At 63.0% G+C, this 18,446-nt stretch carries 17 protein-coding genes and 2 tRNA genes; 7 read left to right on the top strand and 12 right to left on the bottom strand.

The genetic code is table 11. The features are described 5' to 3' along the window. Positions 1-451: 451 nt before the first annotated feature. The 3 genes from JLZ96_RS14915 (at position 452) to JLZ96_RS14905 (ending at position 3,218) form a co-directional block, all read left to right on the top strand. Entirely contained in the window at positions 452-892 is a 441-nt protein-coding gene (locus JLZ96_RS14915) for a hypothetical protein (RefSeq protein ID WP_201010469.1), read from the top strand. 71 nt (positions 893-963) lie between these two features. Continuing rightward, on the top strand, positions 964-2,586 hold the full coding sequence (locus JLZ96_RS14910) for a cholesterol oxidase substrate-binding domain-containing protein (RefSeq protein ID WP_201010468.1): 1,623 nt from the start codon (positions 964-966) through the stop codon (positions 2,584-2,586). A 314-nt stretch (positions 2,587-2,900) separates the two neighbouring features. Further along, positions 2,901-3,218: a helix-turn-helix transcriptional regulator gene (locus JLZ96_RS14905; protein ID WP_201010467.1), complete on the top strand. Its 318-nt coding sequence runs from the start codon at positions 2,901-2,903 to the stop codon at positions 3,216-3,218. A gap of 166 nt (positions 3,219-3,384) precedes the next feature. Here JLZ96_RS14905 and JLZ96_RS14900 read toward each other — a convergent pair whose 3' ends face one another. From JLZ96_RS14900 to JLZ96_RS14875, 6 genes are read right to left on the bottom strand one after another with little or no spacing between them, the layout of a single operon-like run. After that, positions 3,385-4,218 carry a GAF domain-containing protein gene (locus tag JLZ96_RS14900; protein ID WP_201010466.1) on the bottom strand — a complete coding sequence of 278 codons (834 nt, stop codon included), beginning with the start codon at positions 4,216-4,218 and terminating at the stop codon, positions 3,385-3,387. A gap of 54 nt (positions 4,219-4,272) precedes the next feature. Next, positions 4,273-5,760, bottom strand: coding sequence for an FAD-dependent monooxygenase (locus JLZ96_RS14895; RefSeq protein ID WP_201010465.1), 1,488 nt, complete (start codon positions 5,758-5,760; stop codon positions 4,273-4,275). Further along, complete coding sequence (locus JLZ96_RS14890) at positions 5,761-6,999, bottom strand: cytochrome P450 (protein ID WP_167328455.1); 1,239 nt, start codon at positions 6,997-6,999, stop codon at positions 5,761-5,763. Beyond that, complete coding sequence (locus tag JLZ96_RS14885; protein WP_201010464.1) at positions 6,996-8,585, bottom strand: MFS transporter; 1,590 nt, start codon at positions 8,583-8,585, stop codon at positions 6,996-6,998. Before JLZ96_RS14885 ends, JLZ96_RS14890 begins: the two co-directional genes overlap by 4 nt. Continuing rightward, a complete protein-coding gene (locus JLZ96_RS14880; protein WP_032392937.1) occupies positions 8,582-9,301 on the bottom strand; it encodes an HAD family phosphatase in 720 nt (239 codons plus the stop codon). The genes JLZ96_RS14885 and JLZ96_RS14880 overlap by 4 nt, the downstream gene beginning before the upstream one ends. Beyond that, a complete protein-coding gene (locus JLZ96_RS14875; protein WP_196250470.1) occupies positions 9,298-10,323 on the bottom strand; it encodes an AfsA-related hotdog domain-containing protein in 1,026 nt (341 codons plus the stop codon). The genes JLZ96_RS14880 and JLZ96_RS14875 overlap by 4 nt, the downstream gene beginning before the upstream one ends. A 317-nt stretch (positions 10,324-10,640) precedes the next feature. On the opposite strand from JLZ96_RS14875, the gene JLZ96_RS14870 reads away from it, so the two are divergent. After that, positions 10,641-11,876 carry an MFS transporter gene (locus JLZ96_RS14870; RefSeq protein WP_201010463.1) on the top strand — a complete coding sequence of 412 codons (1,236 nt, stop codon included), beginning with the start codon at positions 10,641-10,643 and terminating at the stop codon, positions 11,874-11,876. A gap of 341 nt (positions 11,877-12,217) precedes the next feature. On the opposite strand, the gene JLZ96_RS14865 is transcribed toward JLZ96_RS14870, so the two are convergent. The 3 genes from JLZ96_RS14865 to JLZ96_RS14855 all read right to left on the bottom strand — a co-directional run bounded on the left by JLZ96_RS14865 (position 12,218) and on the right by JLZ96_RS14855 (position 13,323). After that, positions 12,218-12,290, bottom strand: a tRNA-Arg gene (locus tag JLZ96_RS14865). Positions 12,291-12,345: 55 nt separating this feature from the next. Continuing rightward, a tRNA-Ser gene (locus tag JLZ96_RS14860) sits at positions 12,346-12,435 on the bottom strand. A 123-nt stretch (positions 12,436-12,558) separates the two neighbouring features. Further along, positions 12,559-13,323, bottom strand: coding sequence for a dienelactone hydrolase family protein (locus JLZ96_RS14855; protein ID WP_201010462.1), 765 nt, complete (start codon positions 13,321-13,323; stop codon positions 12,559-12,561). A gap of 96 nt (positions 13,324-13,419) precedes the next feature. Between JLZ96_RS14855 and hisC the strand changes: the two genes are divergently transcribed. Beyond that, positions 13,420-14,475, top strand: coding sequence for a histidinol-phosphate transaminase (gene hisC / locus JLZ96_RS14850; RefSeq protein WP_027494764.1), 1,056 nt, complete (start codon positions 13,420-13,422; stop codon positions 14,473-14,475). Here the strand turns inward: hisC and JLZ96_RS14845 are convergent. Both JLZ96_RS14845 and JLZ96_RS14840 read right to left on the bottom strand, forming a co-directional pair. Continuing rightward, on the bottom strand, positions 14,464-15,510 hold the full coding sequence (locus tag JLZ96_RS14845) for an alpha/beta hydrolase family protein (protein WP_201010759.1): 1,047 nt from the start codon (positions 15,508-15,510) through the stop codon (positions 14,464-14,466). The two genes, hisC and JLZ96_RS14845, sit on opposite strands and share 12 nt — an antisense overlap. A 292-nt stretch (positions 15,511-15,802) precedes the next feature. Then, entirely contained in the window at positions 15,803-16,006 is a 204-nt protein-coding gene (locus tag JLZ96_RS14840) for a DUF3072 domain-containing protein (RefSeq protein ID WP_027494766.1), read from the bottom strand. A gap of 160 nt (positions 16,007-16,166) precedes the next feature. On the opposite strand from JLZ96_RS14840, the gene JLZ96_RS14835 reads away from it, so the two are divergent. Together JLZ96_RS14835 and JLZ96_RS14830 are read left to right on the top strand one after the other, a co-directional pair. Beyond that, entirely contained in the window at positions 16,167-16,502 is a 336-nt protein-coding gene (locus JLZ96_RS14835) for an excalibur calcium-binding domain-containing protein (RefSeq protein WP_027494767.1), read from the top strand. Positions 16,503-16,580: 78 nt separating this feature from the next. Then, positions 16,581-17,504, top strand: coding sequence for an RluA family pseudouridine synthase (locus JLZ96_RS14830; protein WP_176456768.1), 924 nt, complete (start codon positions 16,581-16,583; stop codon positions 17,502-17,504). 16 nt (positions 17,505-17,520) lie between these two features. Here the strand turns inward: JLZ96_RS14830 and JLZ96_RS14825 are convergent, their stop codons facing one another. Beyond that, complete coding sequence (locus JLZ96_RS14825) at positions 17,521-18,333, bottom strand: formate/nitrite transporter family protein (protein WP_027494769.1); 813 nt, start codon at positions 18,331-18,333, stop codon at positions 17,521-17,523. Positions 18,334-18,446 lie beyond the last annotated feature (113 nt).

The raw sequence follows: 18,446 nt of genomic DNA, 5'->3' as shown, positions 1-18,446 counted from the left end.
ACGCCTTCCACGTTTCGAATCAAGAAGCACGGCAAGCCTGCCGCCCGAGGCTCGATTGACGCACCCGTACTGCTCAATTTCATTTCCAATAGCAAGTGTTTCATACGCATCACCCCCTCTGGCGGCCGCGAGATGTGTGACAGACCACAGCTGCGCGAACCAAATCAACACGTAGAAGCCCTTGGCTCAGCGACCGATAGTTAACTTCCAGCACCTAGTAATGGTGAGACCTACGACACTACTGGACCGAGCTTCCGGGCCGCATTCCTTGCGAAATCGAGCCTTTAGCGGCCGCTATGCATCCTTTTGCATCGAAGTCGGCGGGCACTTTTACGGATCGATATGCCAGCCGGAATCCCGTAGAGGTTGCTGAAAATTAGCTGTTGTGTCTGAATACAGGGACCACGCCGGTTTCTCCGAGCTGGTCTCAATCTTCGACTCAGGAGCTCCCATGAAACGTTCGATCAAGACCGTTATCGGTGCCACTGCTGTGGCCATCTCAGCGGCAACTATTGCGTCGCCGGTCGCCTCCGCAGCACCTGTGACAACCACAGGCCCCACTACGCAAGCTGCGCCGACAGGAGACGGCGTCTGGGCACCGAGCCATGACGAAGCTCTGGCACTGATTCCCGTGTGCAGTGGACCGACCGCAACGTTCAGCTGGTTGAACGCGAATTTCACAGACCATGGGAACGACGTGAAAGCTGCGATCAAGCGGAACACGGCTCTCGTCACGTCCATTCTCACGTTCTCCGCTTCCCCATACCAGGTTCTCGAGGGGTTGTTCGTCGACGTTCTCCAGGTACCCGTCTATGCGGTCAACGATGTTGTCTTTCACGATCCCGCGACGGTGAAGGACATTCTCACTTTCTGCGCCTCCACCCGGAAATGAGTCCGAAGCACTCGCGCCGAGCGGGCGATAGCGTGTTGGGCCGTCGGTCTTTTCTCACGGGTACCGCTGCCGTGACGGGTCTACTCTTCGCCGGGTTCTCTGCACCGGTGCGGGCAGAGACCGTGCTGCCGGCCTTCCCCGAAGGGCTGTCCCTGCGTAAGGCACAATTCCGCAACTGGGACGAGGCAATTGTCACGGAGGATCTGTGGACAGTAGCCATCGGCTCTGCCGACGATGCGGTAAGGGTTGCCGAGTGGGCTAGAATCAACTCGTATACGTTGCGCCCCCATGGATTTCGACACACTTGGTCACCGCTCGTCGTCGATTCCGGCACGCCCTCGTCGGCACGAGTGCTTCTTCTCGACATGACCACCTTGAACTCGATGGCGATGGTCGACGACACCGTTGTCGACGTCGAGGCAGGTGCCTCCATGCAGGACCTACTCGCCTACCTCCACGCGCACGGTCGCGCAGTACTTTCCGCGCCGGCACCGGGAGACGTCACCGTCGGAGGTGTGCTCGCAGTGGGTGGGCACGGTAGCGCCGTCGCTTCGGCCGCCGAACAGGGCAACCGGTCGTTGCCGTTCGGTTCGGTGAGCGACCTCGTCGAAACCATCTCGGCCGTTGTGTTCGACAGCCGCACCGGTACCTATATCGAGAGGACGTTCACCCGTTCCGAACCCGAATGTTCCTCTTTACTCGTGCATTTGGGGCGCACTTTGGTCACGCGCGTTCGTCTGTCGACGGTGCCGACGCACAACCTGCGGTGTCGGACCTTCACAGACATCCCGATCGAGGAACTGTTCGCAGCACCCAACGCAGCAGGCCCGCGGTCCCTGACCGCAATGCTCGACGACGCAGGTCGAGTCGGAATCATTTGGTATACCTTCACCGATCGACCGTGGATTCAACAATGGTCCGTCTCGCCCACTCGCCCGGCCGAATCACGCCCGACCACAGGCCCATTCAACTTTCCGTTTGCCGACAACCTTCCCGATCCGATACCGCAGATGCTCGGCCGGATCATCGAGGGGCATACCGAACTCGCGCCGGCATTCGGGGACGCCGTCATCGCTGCCACAGATGCAGGCCTCACCCTGACGGGTGCTCGCGACATGTGGGGCCCGGCCAAAGACTTCATTCACTTCGTCAGACCCACAACGCTACGCGTCACAGCGGCCAGCCATGCGGTGATCACCCGTCGAGACAATGTTCAGCATGTGGTTCACGAGTTCACCGAAGTGATCAGCACGATGCTCGACGAGTACGCCACACGCGGCGAGTACCCCATCAACAGCTGTGTGGAAATCAGGGTGACCGGGGTGGATTCTCGGTACCCGGTCGACAGAGCTCCCGCCCTCTCCCCCGCTACGCCGGTACCCGGACGCGCCGACCTCGATACAGCGGTGTGGCTCGACACGCTGACTTTGCCGGGCACCCCTGGGCACGCGGACTTCTACGCGGATCTCGAGCAGCGCTTCTTTCGGCCCTTTCCAGCCGAACTCGGAATCGTTCGACCAGAGTGGGCGAAGCGCTGGGGTCACGGAGACGGTGGTGCATGGACCGACCCCCACGCGCTCAGCCACGAAATTCCCGATGTGTATCCGCAGTGGTCGATCGCGGCAAATACGTTGGCTGCTCTCGACCCACACAATCTGTTCACCACGTCGCTCACCCGACGGTTGGGGCTCTGAACCAGACGTCCGGACCCGGGCACCACTACACGTCCCATCGATTCACGATGGGCGACTTCACAAGGAGAAGAACATGTTCGATCCCATCATCACCACCCTGACTCTCGCCGGCGGCCTCGGAGCCCTCGTGATCGGTGTCATCCCCTACGCGATCAAGGGCCTTTTGTTCTGACCGTACGCAATCCGAGAGATCGGGCTGCACGATGATCGTTTCCCTCCCCGGGCCTGATCATCGTGCAGTCCCTTTTTCTCGAACTCGAAGCAGTGACACCACCGAGGCGCGACTGGCAACAACAGGCGCGGGAAGGCGACCGATGACACCGACAAGCGCACAGAACCCGTGCTTGGCCGAGCTCATGGATGCTCGCGGAATGCGAGACAGTATCGATTTGCTTCCACATCTGGCCGACCGCGGTGTGCTCTTGACCGAGCCACAAGTTCGGAGACTCGTTGCGCGGCGTCCGATGCTGATGTCCCTGACCACGTTGATTGCATTGTGCGACATCTTCGGCTGTTCGCCGGCCGACATCGCTCCTTCCGACGTGCCCCGCGCCGAATACCGTAATCGTTTGCCGCAGAACGAAACTGTTGTCGATATCAACACTGTGCTGGACACTCGGCGCGCCCCGTGACCGACTGCTGATCGATGCGACCGGCAGCACCTGCCGATACGCAGACTGCGCAATACGACACGAGAAGTGGAAACAATTGTCGCGCGGCGGCCATTTCATTTCCGGCGGCACAGCCGGGCGTCGGATGTGCGAGAGTGTCCAAATCTGCAGCGCACTGCTGCATCGGTCAACCGGGATACGGTTCGGATCGCTCGAGGTCGAAGATTCCCAGTGCCAGTTGTCCGGTCTCGTCGATCGGAATTGTCGCTGATGGTGTGGGCGCTGCGATCAGCCCGGAGACGACTTCGGGAGGGAAGTCAGGGCGTCCGTCTGTGAGCCACGCGAGCACACGCCCGCTTGCGGCGTGCAGCACCGCCGTAGATGTTCCAGCGTAGGTAGCGGTTGCCTGAAGTGCGGCGCGTGGAAGTAGCTCGTCTTCTACGGCGGCGGTCGGCTCAGGGAGGCGTACGGATACTGCAAGGATGGCCGGTCCATCGAAGGTCGCCACGACCCGCATCGTGTATCGCTCGACGGTCCCATCGGTGCGGATCCAGTCTCCGGCGAAGCGATCGCCGACAGTGGCAGCGTGGACGTCCGCGGCGGTGCGACGGATATCGGACAGTCGAGCGCATCCGGAGAGCCAGTCGGTCATCGTGCCGGTCTTCGGGTCGTCGACGAAGCTCGGCGAGATCGGATCGGCCAGTTCCCATGCGAATGCCCACACCGGGGGCTCGGGTGGTGGCGTCTCGGTGGCGTCCCCGATCCACATCAATATCGCGTGTACCTGTCGAGACGGCCCGAGGACGGGCTGTGCCAGCGCCAACCGCGGCCCGCCGACGTCGAGGAGTACCTGCGATTGTTTCAGGTTGTTGAGGACGGTATCGAGTAGTTGCAGCACCGTTGTGTAGACCGAGCCGCGGAACATATTGGAGACCGGTCGCCATTGCTTGGAGCGCGCACCGACCATGACCACGGCGGGGGTCGATCCCGAGGTCTCGACCAGAAACCAGCCATTGTCCACGACACCCTCAGTCTCCAGCCGAGTCGACGAAATCGGCAATGGGCGGCAACGATATCAGTGCTCCTGCGTCCAGCGCAGCGCGAAATGACCCTCCAGAACCTTGCGCATCAGTGTGATCTGCGAACTTTCGCCGGCCCACGCGACGTATCCGTCCGGTCGGACGACGACGATCTCTGGGTAGAGCTCGGGCAATCCCTGGGCGACGACTGTGTCGGCGAACGGGATGGCTGCCGTCTCCTCGAGAGCCGAACGTGCTTGCGCACCGACAAGTATCACGATTCGGCCGCGGGCCAGAAGCTCCGACACGGTTGTCCGTGTGCCGTCGACGTCGATTTCGTGGTCGGGCAGGAACGACCCGTCGAGCTCGCTTTCCGACAGTCCGGGGATATCGTGGCGCAGGGAGTGACCGTTGATCTTGTCGCCCAACCAATCGTGAGTATCTTTGTGGCACAACATCTGCGAGACCATTCGACGCAGTGGGTCCTGTGCAGGATCTGGATTCATGATCGCCGACTGAAGACGCGTGTTGTCGATGACCCACTGCCCGACAGGTTGACGTTCGGTGGAGTAGCTGTCGAGCAGGGCGTCGTCTGCGGCACCGGTCACCACAGCGGCAAGCTTCCATCCGAGGTTGACCGCGTCGGAGATTCCGGTGTTGAGGCCCTGCCCACCGAGTGGGTAATGGATATGGGCAGCGTCTCCGACCAGGAACAGTCGACCGTCTCGATAGTTGTGCACGATCCGGCTGAAGTCACTGAACCTGTTGAGGTAGTGCGGCGACTCGAGCTCGACGTGCGAACCGACCACGCGGTCGATGGCGGCTCCGAACTCCTCCGGTGTGACCGGTGCATGCCGGTCGGCGGCTGGACCGTCGAACTCGAACACAATTATCCGGCTGTGTCCGTAGCGGTTCAGGTTGAGCAGCGTCCATCCGGCGTCGGTGCGGTTCCATCCTCCACGGAGATGCTCGGGGTGCGGCAACTGCGCGAGGCCCAGGATCGCGCGCATCGTCGGCGCGTATTCGGTTGTCGTGAACTCACCCGAACGCAGTACCGTGCTGCGGCCGCCGTCGGCACCGACCACGTAGCGCGCTGCGTACCGCTGCTCGGTGCCATCGGCGTCATGTGCAATGACGAGTGCCTGGTCGGCGGACTGTTGCACGGAGGTGACCGTGATGCCTCGGATCACCTGTGCGCCATGCGTTTCGGCCTTCGCTGCGATCGCGCGCTCGAGTTCGGCCTGAGCAATGCCCATCATGACCGGCCCGTCGATGGTTCGCGACCGCAGCGTCAGCCACGGGTATCCAGCGAACTGGAACAGCTCCGAAGAGATGGTCGTGTGATCGTTGGTCCGGCGTGGGACGGCGACGACCTGTCTGCGCGCAAGGGTCGCGATAGCGCGCGCGTGATAAGTCCCGGCCTTGGGGTACTCGTTCACGGCATCGCGACTCTCCAATACCACCGCCGAAATGTCATGCAGCGCCAGCTCGTTGGCAATGAGCATCCCCACCGGCCCGCCGCCGACCACGATCACGTCGTACATCTACACAATTCCTCTCGCACCGAGATCCACCGGCAGGACGGCAGGTCGCCGCAGTCCGGTTCCTAGATCCCATTCCACATTCGACGGATCCACACGCAGGGACAGGTCCGGGTAGCGCGTGACGACCCGGGTGAGTATCGCGATCAACTCGGTCTGCGCCAGCGCCGACCCCATGCACCGATGCATGCCATACCCGTATTGCAGATGCCGACCACGCGGGCGATCCAGCCGGATCTCCAACGGTGCATCGAACACCGCCGGATCGCGATTGGCCGCGTTGATGTGTGGGTAGACGATCGCCCCGATCGGAAGCCGACCGGCCGTGGTGTGGAGAGAACGGGTCAATTCACGCGGGAACGACCCAGGCGTTCCGAGCGGCATGAGCCGCATGATCTCTTCCACCAAGTCAGATACGAGGGAAGGATCGTCGACAACTTGTGAATACAGATCCCGATGCGCCAGTGCGGCATACAGCGTTTTCGCGAGCATCGTCGCGACGTTGTTGTCCCCTCCGAGGACGATTCCCATCACGGTCCCGCTGATGAGGGTGTCGTCGATGGCGGCGAATTCCGGTTGCCGGGCCCGCCGCTTGTAGGTGGCGAGCAGTCCGGTGTCGTCGTGTTCGGTGTCGTCGGCAACGAGTTTCTGGACCCAGCCGTACAGCTCTACCCACGAGTCGACGATGAGAGGTATCTCGTCGCGACGAGCGAGCTGAATTCGTCGACCGAGCTCGTTCATCCACGGCGCATGGTCGAGCGAGATGCCGAGCAGAGTGCACACCATCTGCGCCGGCACGACACGGAAGACCTGAGCCATGACGTCGGGATCGGCCATCGCGTCGAGCGTGTCCAACGCAGCATCGGTGAGGGCGAGGATGGTGGGTTCGAGTCCCGCGATGGCGCGGGCACTGAACTCGTGAGACACGAACTCCCTCACCACACCGTGCACCGGGGCGTCGAGATTGATGAGCACCTCGGGTGCCCAGTTGGTGGGCATGAACGACGGACCGCCATCGACGTTGCAGAGCGTGCGGCTGGCAGTCCGGTCGAGCATCAACGTCTTGACGTCCTCGTATGACGTCAGGCAGATCGCACTGTGTCCACTGGGTAGCTCTATTCTCTGGTGCCCATCGTCACTGGCGAGTTCCCGGACGTACGGCGGCGGGGTGTCGAGATTCGGAATGTCGGTCACCAGAGGGTTTGTCGATGTGCCGTCGGGTCGATGGATGGTCTGGGTCATTGCTGGATCTCCTCGCGATCGAGAGCGGTATCGGCATCGAGGACCGGATCGGCCGCGGTGGGTGTCGTCGAAGCATCGACGGGGCGGCGCAGCAGGAGTGTGACGGTCACCGCGAGGACAAAGGACAGGGCGGCGAGCACCCAGAGCAACGGAGTGAACCCGTCGGCGAACGCGGCTCGCAGCAGACCGGTGTCCACGGAGCTGTCGATACCTCCGATCTCCCCGGTGACGACCTTGTCCACGATGTTCTCCCGCTCGCCGGATCCCAGGGCGGCCGGCAGGCGGTCGCGGACCTGACCACCGACGCCCGCAGTCAGCGCGCTTGCAAACACCGCCACGACGACGGCCTCACTACCCAGCCGCACCGTGGACACCAGACCTGACACCATGCCCGACTTGTCGGCAGGCACCGATCCGATCGCCTGGCCGTCCACCAGCCCTACGCCCAACCCGAACCCCAGGCCGAGCAACAGGAACGGGGCGACGATTGTGCCGATGTTCTCCTCGGTACCGACCAGAGTGAGTGCGGCCGCACCGGCGACGAACAACAAGACGCTGCCGCCGAGGATGATCCACACCGGTACGCCACGGGTGTGCATGGCACCGGCGATGAGCGGGCCGACGATGACCGGCACGGTCATGATCAGCATCACCAGACCTACGGTCCCAGTGCCCAGCTGCCATACCGTCGACAGGAACGTCGGGTAATAGGTGAGCAGCGTGACGAAGCCGACTGCGCCGGCGACGGGGACGGCGAGCAGACCGACGAGCCGGGAGGATCGCAGCAGCGTCAGGTCGAGCAACGGGTGAGCGGTGGTGAGTTCGATCCGGATGAACGCCGCGAACAGTGCCACCCCGGCGATCAAGGTGCCGAGTGTCGCAGGCGAGTGCCATCCCCACGAATCCGACTGCACCACAGCTGCAATCACCAACGTGAGTGACGCGGCGAAGGCGACCGCGCCGGGGTAGTCCAGCCTGCCGGTGGACTGGGCAGGCGTGTCGTGCACCTTCGACGCGATGACCAAGGCTGTCGATACAGCGATGACGACGGCGTTGAACCAAAAAATGCCTGACCACCCCACCACGGCGATGGCGGTCGAGGAGATCGTCGGCCCGAGCCCGAGTCCCACTCCTGCGGCGGTGCCGAACAGCGCGAACGCGCGCGCCGCAGCAGCGCCGTCGAAGGTGATGGCCAACAGTGCTCCTGAGCAGGCAAAGATGATCGCGGCCCCGATGCCGGCGAGCGCTCGACCGACATCGAGCAGCAGTAACGACGGTGCAACAGCGCTGAGGACCGCCGCCCCGGCGAACAGCGCGCCGCCCAGGACCAGGCCGCGGCGGCGGCCGAGATGATCGGCGATGGATCCAGCGACCAAGCTGAACACTGCGAAAGTGAGATTGAAACCGTTGACGACCCACTGCAGCAGTGCCGGATCGGAGCCGAGATCGGCCGCGATGTGCGGTAACGCCACACCGGTTCCGGACACACCGGTGGGTACGACGACGACGCCGAGCAGGATCGCCGCCAACAGAAGGTTGGGTTTGGCGGACGATGTGACTGTCGAGGACGATGCGGGTGCGGTCATGCGCTGGTCTCCCTGTCTGCGATATCACCGAGATCTGCGCGTAGCAGCGCAACGAGGTCGGCGAGGGTTCGATCGTTGTCGACGAAGCGGACTGCTCCCCAACCGAATTTGCGTGCGGCGGCACAGTTCGATTCGAGATCGTCGATGAGGACGGCGGTTCCAGGGGCGGCCCCGATCCGAGTCTCGGAGATCGCGAAGATCTCCGGCTCCGGTTTGCGACACCCGACGTCGTAGGAGTCGACGATCGCGTCGACGTCGTCGTCGAGTCCGACCATCGGGCGCCAGTGGGCCTCCCACTCGCGGACGTTGTTGGTGAGAATCCCGACTCGGTAGCCCTGCGCCTTCAGCTCGTAGACCAGGTCGCGCATCGTCGTGTTGACCTGGTGGCCTGCGAACCACTGTCGACCGAAGTCGCTCTCCGCCCGCGAGACGTCGATCCCTCGGGATGTGAGCCATCGGTGCATGCGACTCACCCACTCGGCCTCGGTCAGCAGGCCGAGTTCGACGGGGGCGAGCACCTCGACACCGAGACCGTCGGCGACGCCCGCCATCGCTGCTTTGAGATCGGCTGGGCTGATACCTGTCTTGCGTTCGTAATCGACGAACAGGTCTTCGATGGGGGGCGAGAGCACGCCACCGAAGTCCAGGAAAACCGTCGTGTATCGCGACGCGGCGGATACCGGCGGGACGGTCCCGACGTGCGCTGAGGCGGTCATCGCGCGACCGCCACATGGCTGGATGCGTGCGACCGATCGAAGAGCACTCCACAGGAGGCGATGACTACACCTTCCTGTGTGATGTCGATGTCGAAACCGACACCCCGGTCGCAGGTGTCGGTCTGCGGCCGGACAAGCGCGCTGGTCGGTAGGTCGAGCTCGCCGAAGCGGGTGAATGTCGCAGACAGAGAACGTATTCGGAGACGTCGTGCACTGAGTCCGAAGTACTCATCGGCACCGATGATCCCGGCCTGGCGTACCGCTTCGAAGAGAACTGCTCCGGGGATGTGATCGAGCGGGTGGTCGAACAGACTCGGGTGATGCTGGTCGACGAGTACATCGACGTCGAAGCCGCCCGATACGTGGCGTGCAGCACCGACAACAACATTGCGACCCAAGCTACGGCCGAGGGCTTCGGGCTCGTGCGCACCGACCTGTGGGTGAGGGTGGCGTCCGGACAAAGGTTCTATGCCACTGCGATATTCGGCCAGCCCCAGCTTTGCCCGTCCCGATGCTCGGACCCGAGCCCAGACAGATTTCGGCATCCACTGAATCGACATAGTCATGGTGACTGCGGTCGTTCCGGCAAGTGTGACCGTCATATCGAGTGTGATGCCGATGATCGTGGTGTCGCGGACCTTCTCGCCGACGATCACCGCACTCAGCTCACCGTTGCCCGGGGCTGGCGTCACCGTCATCGCATCATCCGAAACAACGGTGAAGGAACCGGCATTGAAAATGAAGGACTGGTCGAACTCGACTCCCACGTGGCGATGGGCGATCAAGATCGACGCCTGCCGAAAGCACTCCAGGACGAGCAACGGGTCGTATCGGCCGGCGGCGGGCCCGACGTGATCGCTGTAGTAGCTGTGCGACTTCGGAAGATGAATACCGACGCGAAAGTTGGGGTACCGATCGCAGATGATGTCGGTGAGATAGACCTCCGACAACGCGTCGCGGTGCACGTGTTCGCGCGGGACCAGAGTCGAATGTGAAAGTGGAGGGTAAAGAGTAGATGTCACGGTGAGCCCCTTGCTGAAGGTTCGGACGGATACACAGACGAGAGGTATTGCTGGCCACCGCACGGGTGCCGCTCACGTCTGCGATTTGTCTCAAGCGATCCGGCAGGTCTCGGGCTTGTAAGCAAGGGGCTCTCAAGCGACTCTGTTCGGACTGGCAGTAGTTTAGCGCGCGCAACGAGTTCCGTCGCGCCCGAGAACCGAGTGCGCGTGAAGTCACACCACTTGTTGACGAGTGACTTGTTGCACACGCCTTCGCAGTGGCGCACATCATGTGTTGCTGGCGTGTCGATTCCATACTCGGCCCGCATAGTGGTCCGATGACTCCGAACCGACGACCGGTTGCCGTTGTCGCGGCGGGGATGGCCGTGGAGGGCTACGACTGGGTGACGTTCCTTACGCTGCTCCCCTATATGACCCGCGAGCTGTTCGGTGACGACGAAACCGGGATGACTGTAGGCCTCGCAATCTTTGCCGCCGGGTTCGTCTCTCGTCCCATGGGGGCTTACATTGTCGGGAGTATCGCCGACCGGCGGAGCCGCACAACGGCATTCGTAGCCTCTTTGTGGATCGGGGTCGGCGCGACTACCGGAATGGCCTTCACGCCCGCAATAGACGGAGTGGCCTGGGCAGCTCCGGTGTTGTTGTTGATCTTCCGTGTGATTCTGGGTGCCGCACACGGCGGACAGGCCGCGGTGGTCAATGCACACATGTACGAGATGCATTCTGTCGGAGGGAGACTGGACCCGTCGGCGTTGATCTACACGATGGCCGCGTGTGGAAAAGTGGTGTCGCTGACGGTCACCCTGCTGACGATTGCCTTGCTCGGTCATGAGCAGATGTCCGTGTGGGGCTGGCGAATTCCCTATGTGGCCGGGGCGGTGGCAGGTGCGCTGCTGGCAATAGCCGCAACCCATGGCACAGACGCCGCTCGATCACGATCTGAAGAGGTGAGCACTGCGCCGAACCTCCGGGGTTCGGCGATACTGGCTCGGATGGCGGCAGTCTGTGCGCTCACCGTGGGAACCACGCTGTCTTACAACATTTGGGTCGCCGGCACCGTTCCCTATGCGGTCACGCATCTGGGCGTTCGCGAATCGACCATGGTCGCAATATCTCTCGGGCAGACGGTTGGTTTCGCTGGACTGGTTGTTTGCGCCGGAGTGCTGATGCGGCACCGACCCCGCACCGAGCTGTACGCCGCCTCCGCGGTCATTGATGCCGTGTTCGCTCTGCCCGTGCTGTATCTGACCCGGCCGTCGGCGACACTGGCGACGTACTTGGTAGGCACGTCGCTGGCGACGGTGGCCTTGGCGGGACTGTGTGCGGCATTGCCCGCGGTTATCAGCGCGCTATTTCCGCGATCGGCGCGCGGGGTGGGCAACGGCCTGCCCTATGCCATTGCCGTCGCATTGATCGGTGGGACGGCACCGAGCCTGCGCGAGACGTTCTCATCGAACTACACAGTCTTCGCGTGGTACGCCGCGGCGACGTGTCTCATCACGGCAGGCACAGCAATCGTGGTCGACCATCGGTCAATCGGGCTGCGACGCTGAAAGCAACTTATGGCAGCAACATCTGGACCAAGTTTTCGATCGCGCTTCGACGCTGCCGGTCGAGCAGTACGTCGTCGTCAGAACTTTTGTTCCGATGTCATGTGTCCGCTCAGAGTTCGCCGGGAATGTATGAACGCCTCTGGGCTTTAAAATCTCGTGCCGAGGCAAAGCGCACCCACACGGAGCAATCCATCGATCGGGCCACCAACGTTCACACGAGTCCACATCACTCGATACTTTCGACGCAGTGCAGGTCGTTCGTGTTGAGTTGCAGGCACGTCCAGCACATACAAAAAGCCCCTGACCTGCGAATGTTCGCAGATCAGGGGCTTTTTTTCCTGTGCGCCCGAAGGGATTCGAACCCCTAACCTCTTGATCCGTAGTCAAGTGCTCTATCCGTTGAGCTACGGGCGCATGTTCAGTTGTGTCGGTTCCGAAGAACCGACGTGCCGATCCTTGCGGATCAGCGTGGCGGAGGCGAGAGGATTTGAACCTCCGGACCCGGTGAAGGGTCAAGTCATTAGCAGTGACTCCCATTCGGCCGCTCTGGCACGCCTCCTAGGCTGCCGGCCCTCTCGGACCGCCGAGGAAAGAGATTACACACGGCTGAGGCCAGAAGGCAAAACGGCTGGTCGACGCCCCAGGTTCGCGCGGCGTTCGCGTAAAAGATGCTTGTTGCTCGTCAACGCATGAAGCTGTCGAACCAGTCGAAGATGCGCGTCTGCGCATCGACGAGAGCGGCCTCGGCGGGGTCGGTGTCGTCGCTGCTGCCCGGCTGTTCCCGAGGATGATCGGCGCGATGCTCCACACCGGAGTAGGCGACGACGTTCGTGGCCACTGAGGCGCGCGTGGCGGCATCGCGAAGGGCTTCGATGTGTTCGGGTGGGGTGTGGGGGTCGTTCTCGCCGTAGAGGCCGAGCCACGGCGCCTGCAGCTTGGGCGCGGCGTCGACCAATGCGATGGCGTCCGAATTGAGCGGCTCCACGATCCCTGCTGCGGCGACACTGACCGCCGCTCCGACCGGACGGCTGGTGGCCACGATCAACGCGGCCGTTCCGGCATCGTCGAATCCGATGACGCCGATGCAATCGGAGTAGACCCCGCGCTGGACGAGCCAGTCGGAGGTGGCGTCGAAATCGGCGAAGAGGTCGTCGCCGAACACTTCCTTGTCGTCGCCGTGCCCCCGATGGAACAGGTCCGGCGCTACCGCCAGCCACCCTTCCAACGCGAGGGCGCGAAGGAGATCTTTCAGCGACTCGGGTATCTCCCTGGCCTCGTGCAACACGACGATCCCGCCGCGCGGTGACCCATCGGGCTCGACGGCCGTCAACGGCACTTTTTCCTGCGAGACGGGTTTCGATGCGGCCGTATCCACCTCGTCGTCCGCGCCGACTGTGGGCGCGGGGGCGGACCGAAGGACTGCGAAGTCGCTGAAAGTTCCCGACATACTGTACGAAGATAGGACGATCGCGGCCGTCCTGCACAGCTTTGACGCGGACAGGCAGAAGTCGCTTACCGACAGGGTCGGCGCATAATGACTGACGTGACCGTGCACATCCGCCCCGACCTCGACGCCATCCCCGCTTACGTACCCGGCCGCAGCTTTCCCGGTGCGATCAAGCTGGCGAGTAACGAAACGACACAAGGCCCTCTGCCGAGTGTCCGTGAGGCGATCGCGGAAGCGGCCGGCGGCGTCAATCGCTACCCCGACATCCGCGCGACGGCGCTCGTCGAGTCGTTGGCGAAGAAGCTCGGAGTGACTCCGGAGAACGTGGCCGCCGGGAACGGCTCGGTCGCGTTGTGCCAGGAGGTCGTCCAGATCACCTGTGGCCCCGGTGACGAGGTGATCTTCGCGTGGCGCTCGTTCGAGGCCTATCCGATCATCGTCCGGGTGACGGGAGCGACGCCCGTTCAGGTGCCGCTGACCTCGGACCACGTGCACGATCTCGACGCGATGCTCGACGCCATCACCGAGCGCACCCGACTCATCTTCGTCTGCAACCCGAACAACCCGAGCGGAACCGTCGTTCAGCGCGACAAGCTCGTGGCCTTTCTCGACGCGGTGCCGCCCAACGTCCTCGTCGTCCTCGACGAGGCCTACTTCGAGTACACCCGGCCCGACGCGGCAGGCAATCACACCGATGGGGTGGAGATCGCTCGCGGTCGCCGTAACGTGATCGTGCTGCGGACGTTCTCGAAGGCGTACGGCCTCGCGGGTCTGCGGGTGGGCTACGCGGTGGCCGATCCCGAGGTGATCACGGCACTGTCGAAGGTTCGAATTGCGTTCGCCGTCAGCACCATTGCTCAGCAGGCGGCTCTGGCGTCGCTCGAAGCCTCGGCCGAGCTACTGGCTCGTACCGATGCGCTGATCGCCGAACGTGATCGAGTGCGCGACGCCCTGGTCTCGGGTGGCTACGACGTGGGCGTATCCCAGTCCAATTTCATTTGGCTGCCGCTGGGCGAGCGTTCGGGTGAATTCGCCTCGGGCGCAGCCGAACAGGGCGTGCTGTTGCGTTCCTACGGAAACGACGGAGTGCGGGTCACCATCGGCGACCCGCACGAGAACGACGCGTTTCTGAAGTTCGCTCTACAGTCCTAGCGCGCGCTCGAGCGTCGGCCAGGATTCCCGGAGATCGTCCTGCCAGTACGGCCACTGATGAATGCCGTAGGGGCGGTAGGTGAAGGTGGCCGGTATGTGGAGCGAGCGCAGGCGTGTGTCGAAGAGCGTGGTGCAGTACAGCGCTGCAGCTTCGAGCGGTCCGCCCATCGCAGCCTCCTGCACTCCACCGCCGCCGGGGCCCAGCTCGTGCGGGCCGGGTAGGCCGGTGCCGACCGACACATAGACGTCCTTGCCGCGCAATGCTTCTGCGTTGCGTGACGGATCGTGTTCGATCCATTTCGCGTCGGCGTTCTCGCCCCACATGTTGGTGGCATTGCCGCCGTTGGTGGCGACCGTGGCGCGCACGGCGTCCTTGAGGTTGTTCTGCGAGTTGTCGTAGCACCCGCTCAAACCGGCTACTCCGGTGTAGAGATCGGGATGACGCGTGATCAGATCCATCGCGGCCTGGGCACCCATCGACACTCCGCCGATGGCATTGGTGCCGTTACCGGAGAACCGCGCGTCGATCAGCGGCGGCAACTCCGCCGTCAGGAACGTCTCCCAGTTGTTGACGCCCAGGACGGGGTCGGGCACATTCCAGTCGGTGTAGTAGCTACTCGATCCGCCGACCGGCAACACCACGTTGACCTGCTTGTCCGCGAAGAAATCGACGATGTCGGTCTTCTGCGTCCAGGTGCTTTCCTTGTAATCGGATTCCTTGCCGGCACTGACCCCGTCGAGCATGTAGAGCGTCGGACGGGACACGGCCTGCGCGGCCGGAAGAAGTACCTGCACCTGGATCGCCCTACCCATGGCCGGCGAATCGACCCACACGGCCGCACGTCGCGGAGTCAGCATGTCGACTCGGTCGATTCTTGCGGCAGGCTTGGGCGCGGACTGGGCCTGCATGCCAGGTGCCGCCCCGCCACCATCGGCACTGCCGGTACCCGGAAGCGGCTGCGCTCCGGCGATACCCGACGACAGCAAGGTCACAGCCAGCGCAGCCCCCGCTACTGCCAACACACGACGGTGCATCTGATCTGCCATCCTCCCCAGGCGCACCCTCGCGGGCGCAACACAAACAACATCCGTTCCACAACGTACCCACCGCGACGCAGACACGCCGAGGGCTGTGGGTCCGCTCACAGTAGCCGCGAAATCACGGGTACAAAAGTCTGCGTAATCCTTTGTTACATGTACCGAAGAAATAACGGTCTACCTGGTCGGATGCTGCCGTCTGGAGGTGCTTCAGAAGGCACTCGATGTGACATTCGGTGGACTTTTCGGGGGTCGATGTCACATCGAGTGGACTTCTGACGGAGCAGGCTCAGCCGCGGCCGGTTTCGCCCTGCAACTTGTCGATCATTTCCGACGCCTGCGCCTTGTTCAGGTCATCGGGAACTTCCTCCCCGGCTTCCTGCGCGAGGGTGCTCAGGTAGCTCTTCTGCGGGCCGGTCATCGGCTCGTCGCCGGTGACCCAGTCGTCGGGATCCTTTTCGGGGTTCTGGTTGACCTGCTCGTTTTCGCTCATACGTTCGTAAATACGCTCTATTGCCGGTTTCCAAACGCGTCGACCCTGCGCATTTCGGTGCCGCCCTGCTCAGCACGGCTGTCGGTCGCGCGAATGACTTCGTTGACAGTTCAAGGATCCGGCGAGGAGGCTCCATCGCACCCCCTCGAATTGGAGCAACATGAAGACGAAGAACCTGCTGGTCAGAATCGGCATCGGAAGCGCGATCGCTGCGGCAGCCATGGTCACCACCCCCGCCCTCGCTTCGGCGGATCCGATCACCGATTTCCTGTGCGGTGCCGGCTCGGCTCAGTTCTGCATCCTTCCGCCGCCGCCTGCTTTCGCTCCCCCGCCCGCACCGCAGGGTGCGCCCGCCCCCGCACCCCGGCCCAACGGTGGGTTCCAGTACCAGAACTGCGATGCCGCCCGCGACGCCGGAGCTGCACCGGTCTACCGCGACGAGTATGGCTACGGCCCCCACCTCGACCGCGACAACGACGGCATCGGCTGCGAGTAGCGAGTTCGCACTTGTGTAGGTGAATCGCTATCGATCGTCTGCACAAGTGCGATCTCGGCGGGCGGATACGCTCGCTCGGTGAGACGACGCCAGCAACCGCCCCTGGCGAAGCGCTACGGCCTCGACCCCGCACGCGTCCGAATGCCCGAGGACGGGACATGGCACACCGTCCGCGAGTTCTTGACGGCGACCGAGCAACGGATCTCGCCGGGGCGCATCGACGAGATGCTCGCTGCGGGCGAGGTCGTCGACATGGGCGGGCCTGTATCCGCTGATGCGCCGTACGTCCCCGGCGACGCTGTCTGGTTCCACCGCGACCTGCCGACAGAAACCGTTGTGCCATTCGACCTCTCGATCGTGCACCGGGACGACGCCGTACTGGTGATCGACAAGCCGCATTTTCTACCGACGATCCCGCGCGGCGGCCACATTCTGCAGACCGCGCTGGTGCGCCTGCGCCTCGAACTCGATCTTCCGCAACTGGTGCCTGCTCATCGACTCGATCGCGTCACCGCGGGCCTGGTGCTGTTCGTCGTCGATCCGACACTTCGCGGGGCGTATCAGACGTTGTTCCAGGATCGGAAGGTACACAAGAAATACGAGGCCATCGCGGCCTACGAACCGTCGCTGACCCTGCCTGCCGAGGTACGCAGCCGAATAGTCTCGGACAAGGGCCAGTTCACTGCACGCGAAGTGACCGGAGAACCCAACGCGCACACCGTCGTCGAACTCTTGGAACACCGCGAGGGCATCGGACGGTATCGACTGACACCGTCGACGGGACGAACCCATCAGCTACGTCTGCACATGAACTCGTTGGGCATCCCCATCCTGGGTGACGATCTGTATCCGACGGCAACCGGGCGGGCCGTCGACGACTTCACGGCACCACTCCAATTACTAGCCAGTGCAATCGAATTCATCGACCCGATCTCGAAAGCTGTACGACGCTTCGAGACTCGGCGCAGCCTGGAGCGCTGGGTGTCGAACAGCAGTCCGTGACTCCCGGTTCCGCTGACTACTCAGAATTCTGGTCACGCTCGGACTTCACCAGTTCCTTCGTGCGGACCAAGCGCAGCGCCGTGACCAACACGACGCCGCCGATGATGTTGAACAGCACTGTGTATCCGAACCATTCGATCCACTCGCGGTAGCTCACATCCGCTCCTGCGTGGATGGCCCCGAAGATCAGCAGGGAATCCAGGACCGAGTGGAACAACTGCAATCCGGCCAGCAGAAAACCCGCCGCCATGGCGGCAATGATCCGCGCCACGTCGGATTCGGTTCCCTGCTGCATGCGGGTCAGCAGTGTCATCGTGCTGCCGCCGAGAACAGCGAGGCAGATCGACTGAAGATCCAAGGGTGCGTAGACGAAATGATGCGCAGACTCGGACAACACTTCGAGCCATTGCGGAAACGCGTGCGCTATCAACCACATCACGAACCAACCGCCGAGCAGATTCGCGAGCAGAGTCCCGACCCACAACTTCGCGAGCTGCGCAGGCGTGCCGTTGCGGGCCACAATCGCTGCGATCGGCATCAGGAAATCCTCGGTGAACAGCTCACCGTGCGCGAGATAGATGGCCACGAGGCCGATTCCGAACGCCAGGCCTGCCAGCAGGTGACTGCCGGTCTCGTCCAGCACCGCCAGGTACGCCATCACCCCCAGAGCGACCTCGAGTCCGCCGAAGAGTCCGGTGATCAGCACGGTGCGTACGGTGCGGTGCAATCGCTCACCACCTTCGGTGACGACAGCGTCGAAACTCTCCTCGAGCTCCTCTTCCAGAGGCCCCTCGTTGTCGCCGTCGTTGCGCCGCGCTTCTTCGCTCATTGGCAGGTAGTACCCACCTAACCGGTATTGATGCCACGCCGAGAATTCGCTGCTTCGCAAACGAACAAACCCGGCCCCACCCTCGCGGGCGGACCGGGCTCGATCAATTGACA

It is taken from the genome of Rhodococcus sp. NKCM2511 (assembly GCF_014905595.1).
In the GTDB taxonomy this organism is placed as follows: Bacteria; Actinomycetota; Actinomycetes; order Mycobacteriales; family Mycobacteriaceae; genus Rhodococcoides; species Rhodococcoides fascians.
Note: the sequence above shows the minus strand (reverse complement) of the source record. Positions and strands in the feature narration are given on the sequence as shown.

Coding starts and splice junctions, on each gene's coding strand:
- JLZ96_RS14915 (WP_201010469.1), top strand. CDS start 452: ATGAAACGTTCGATCAAGACCGTTATCGGTGCCACTGCTGTGGCCATC.
- JLZ96_RS14905 (WP_201010467.1), top strand. CDS start 2,901: ATGACACCGACAAGCGCACAGAACCCGTGCTTGGCCGAGCTCATGGAT.
- JLZ96_RS14895 (WP_201010465.1), bottom strand. CDS start 5,760: ATGTACGACGTGATCGTGGTCGGCGGCGGGCCGGTGGGGATGCTCATT.
- JLZ96_RS14890 (WP_167328455.1), bottom strand. CDS start 6,999: ATGACCCAGACCATCCATCGACCCGACGGCACATCGACAAACCCTCTG.
- JLZ96_RS14885 (WP_201010464.1), bottom strand. CDS start 8,585: ATGACCGCACCCGCATCGTCCTCGACAGTCACATCGTCCGCCAAACCC.
- JLZ96_RS14880 (WP_032392937.1), bottom strand. CDS start 9,301: ATGACCGCCTCAGCGCACGTCGGGACCGTCCCGCCGGTATCCGCCGCG.
- JLZ96_RS14870 (WP_201010463.1), top strand. CDS start 10,641: ATGACTCCGAACCGACGACCGGTTGCCGTTGTCGCGGCGGGGATGGCC.
- JLZ96_RS14855 (WP_201010462.1), bottom strand. CDS start 13,323: ATGTCGGGAACTTTCAGCGACTTCGCAGTCCTTCGGTCCGCCCCCGCG.
- JLZ96_RS14845 (WP_201010759.1), bottom strand. CDS start 15,510: ATGCACCGTCGTGTGTTGGCAGTAGCGGGGGCTGCGCTGGCTGTGACC.
- JLZ96_RS14840 (WP_027494766.1), bottom strand. CDS start 16,006: ATGAGCGAAAACGAGCAGGTCAACCAGAACCCCGAAAAGGATCCCGAC.
- JLZ96_RS14835 (WP_027494767.1), top strand. CDS start 16,167: ATGAAGACGAAGAACCTGCTGGTCAGAATCGGCATCGGAAGCGCGATC.
- JLZ96_RS14825 (WP_027494769.1), bottom strand. CDS start 18,333: ATGAGCGAAGAAGCGCGGCGCAACGACGGCGACAACGAGGGGCCTCTG.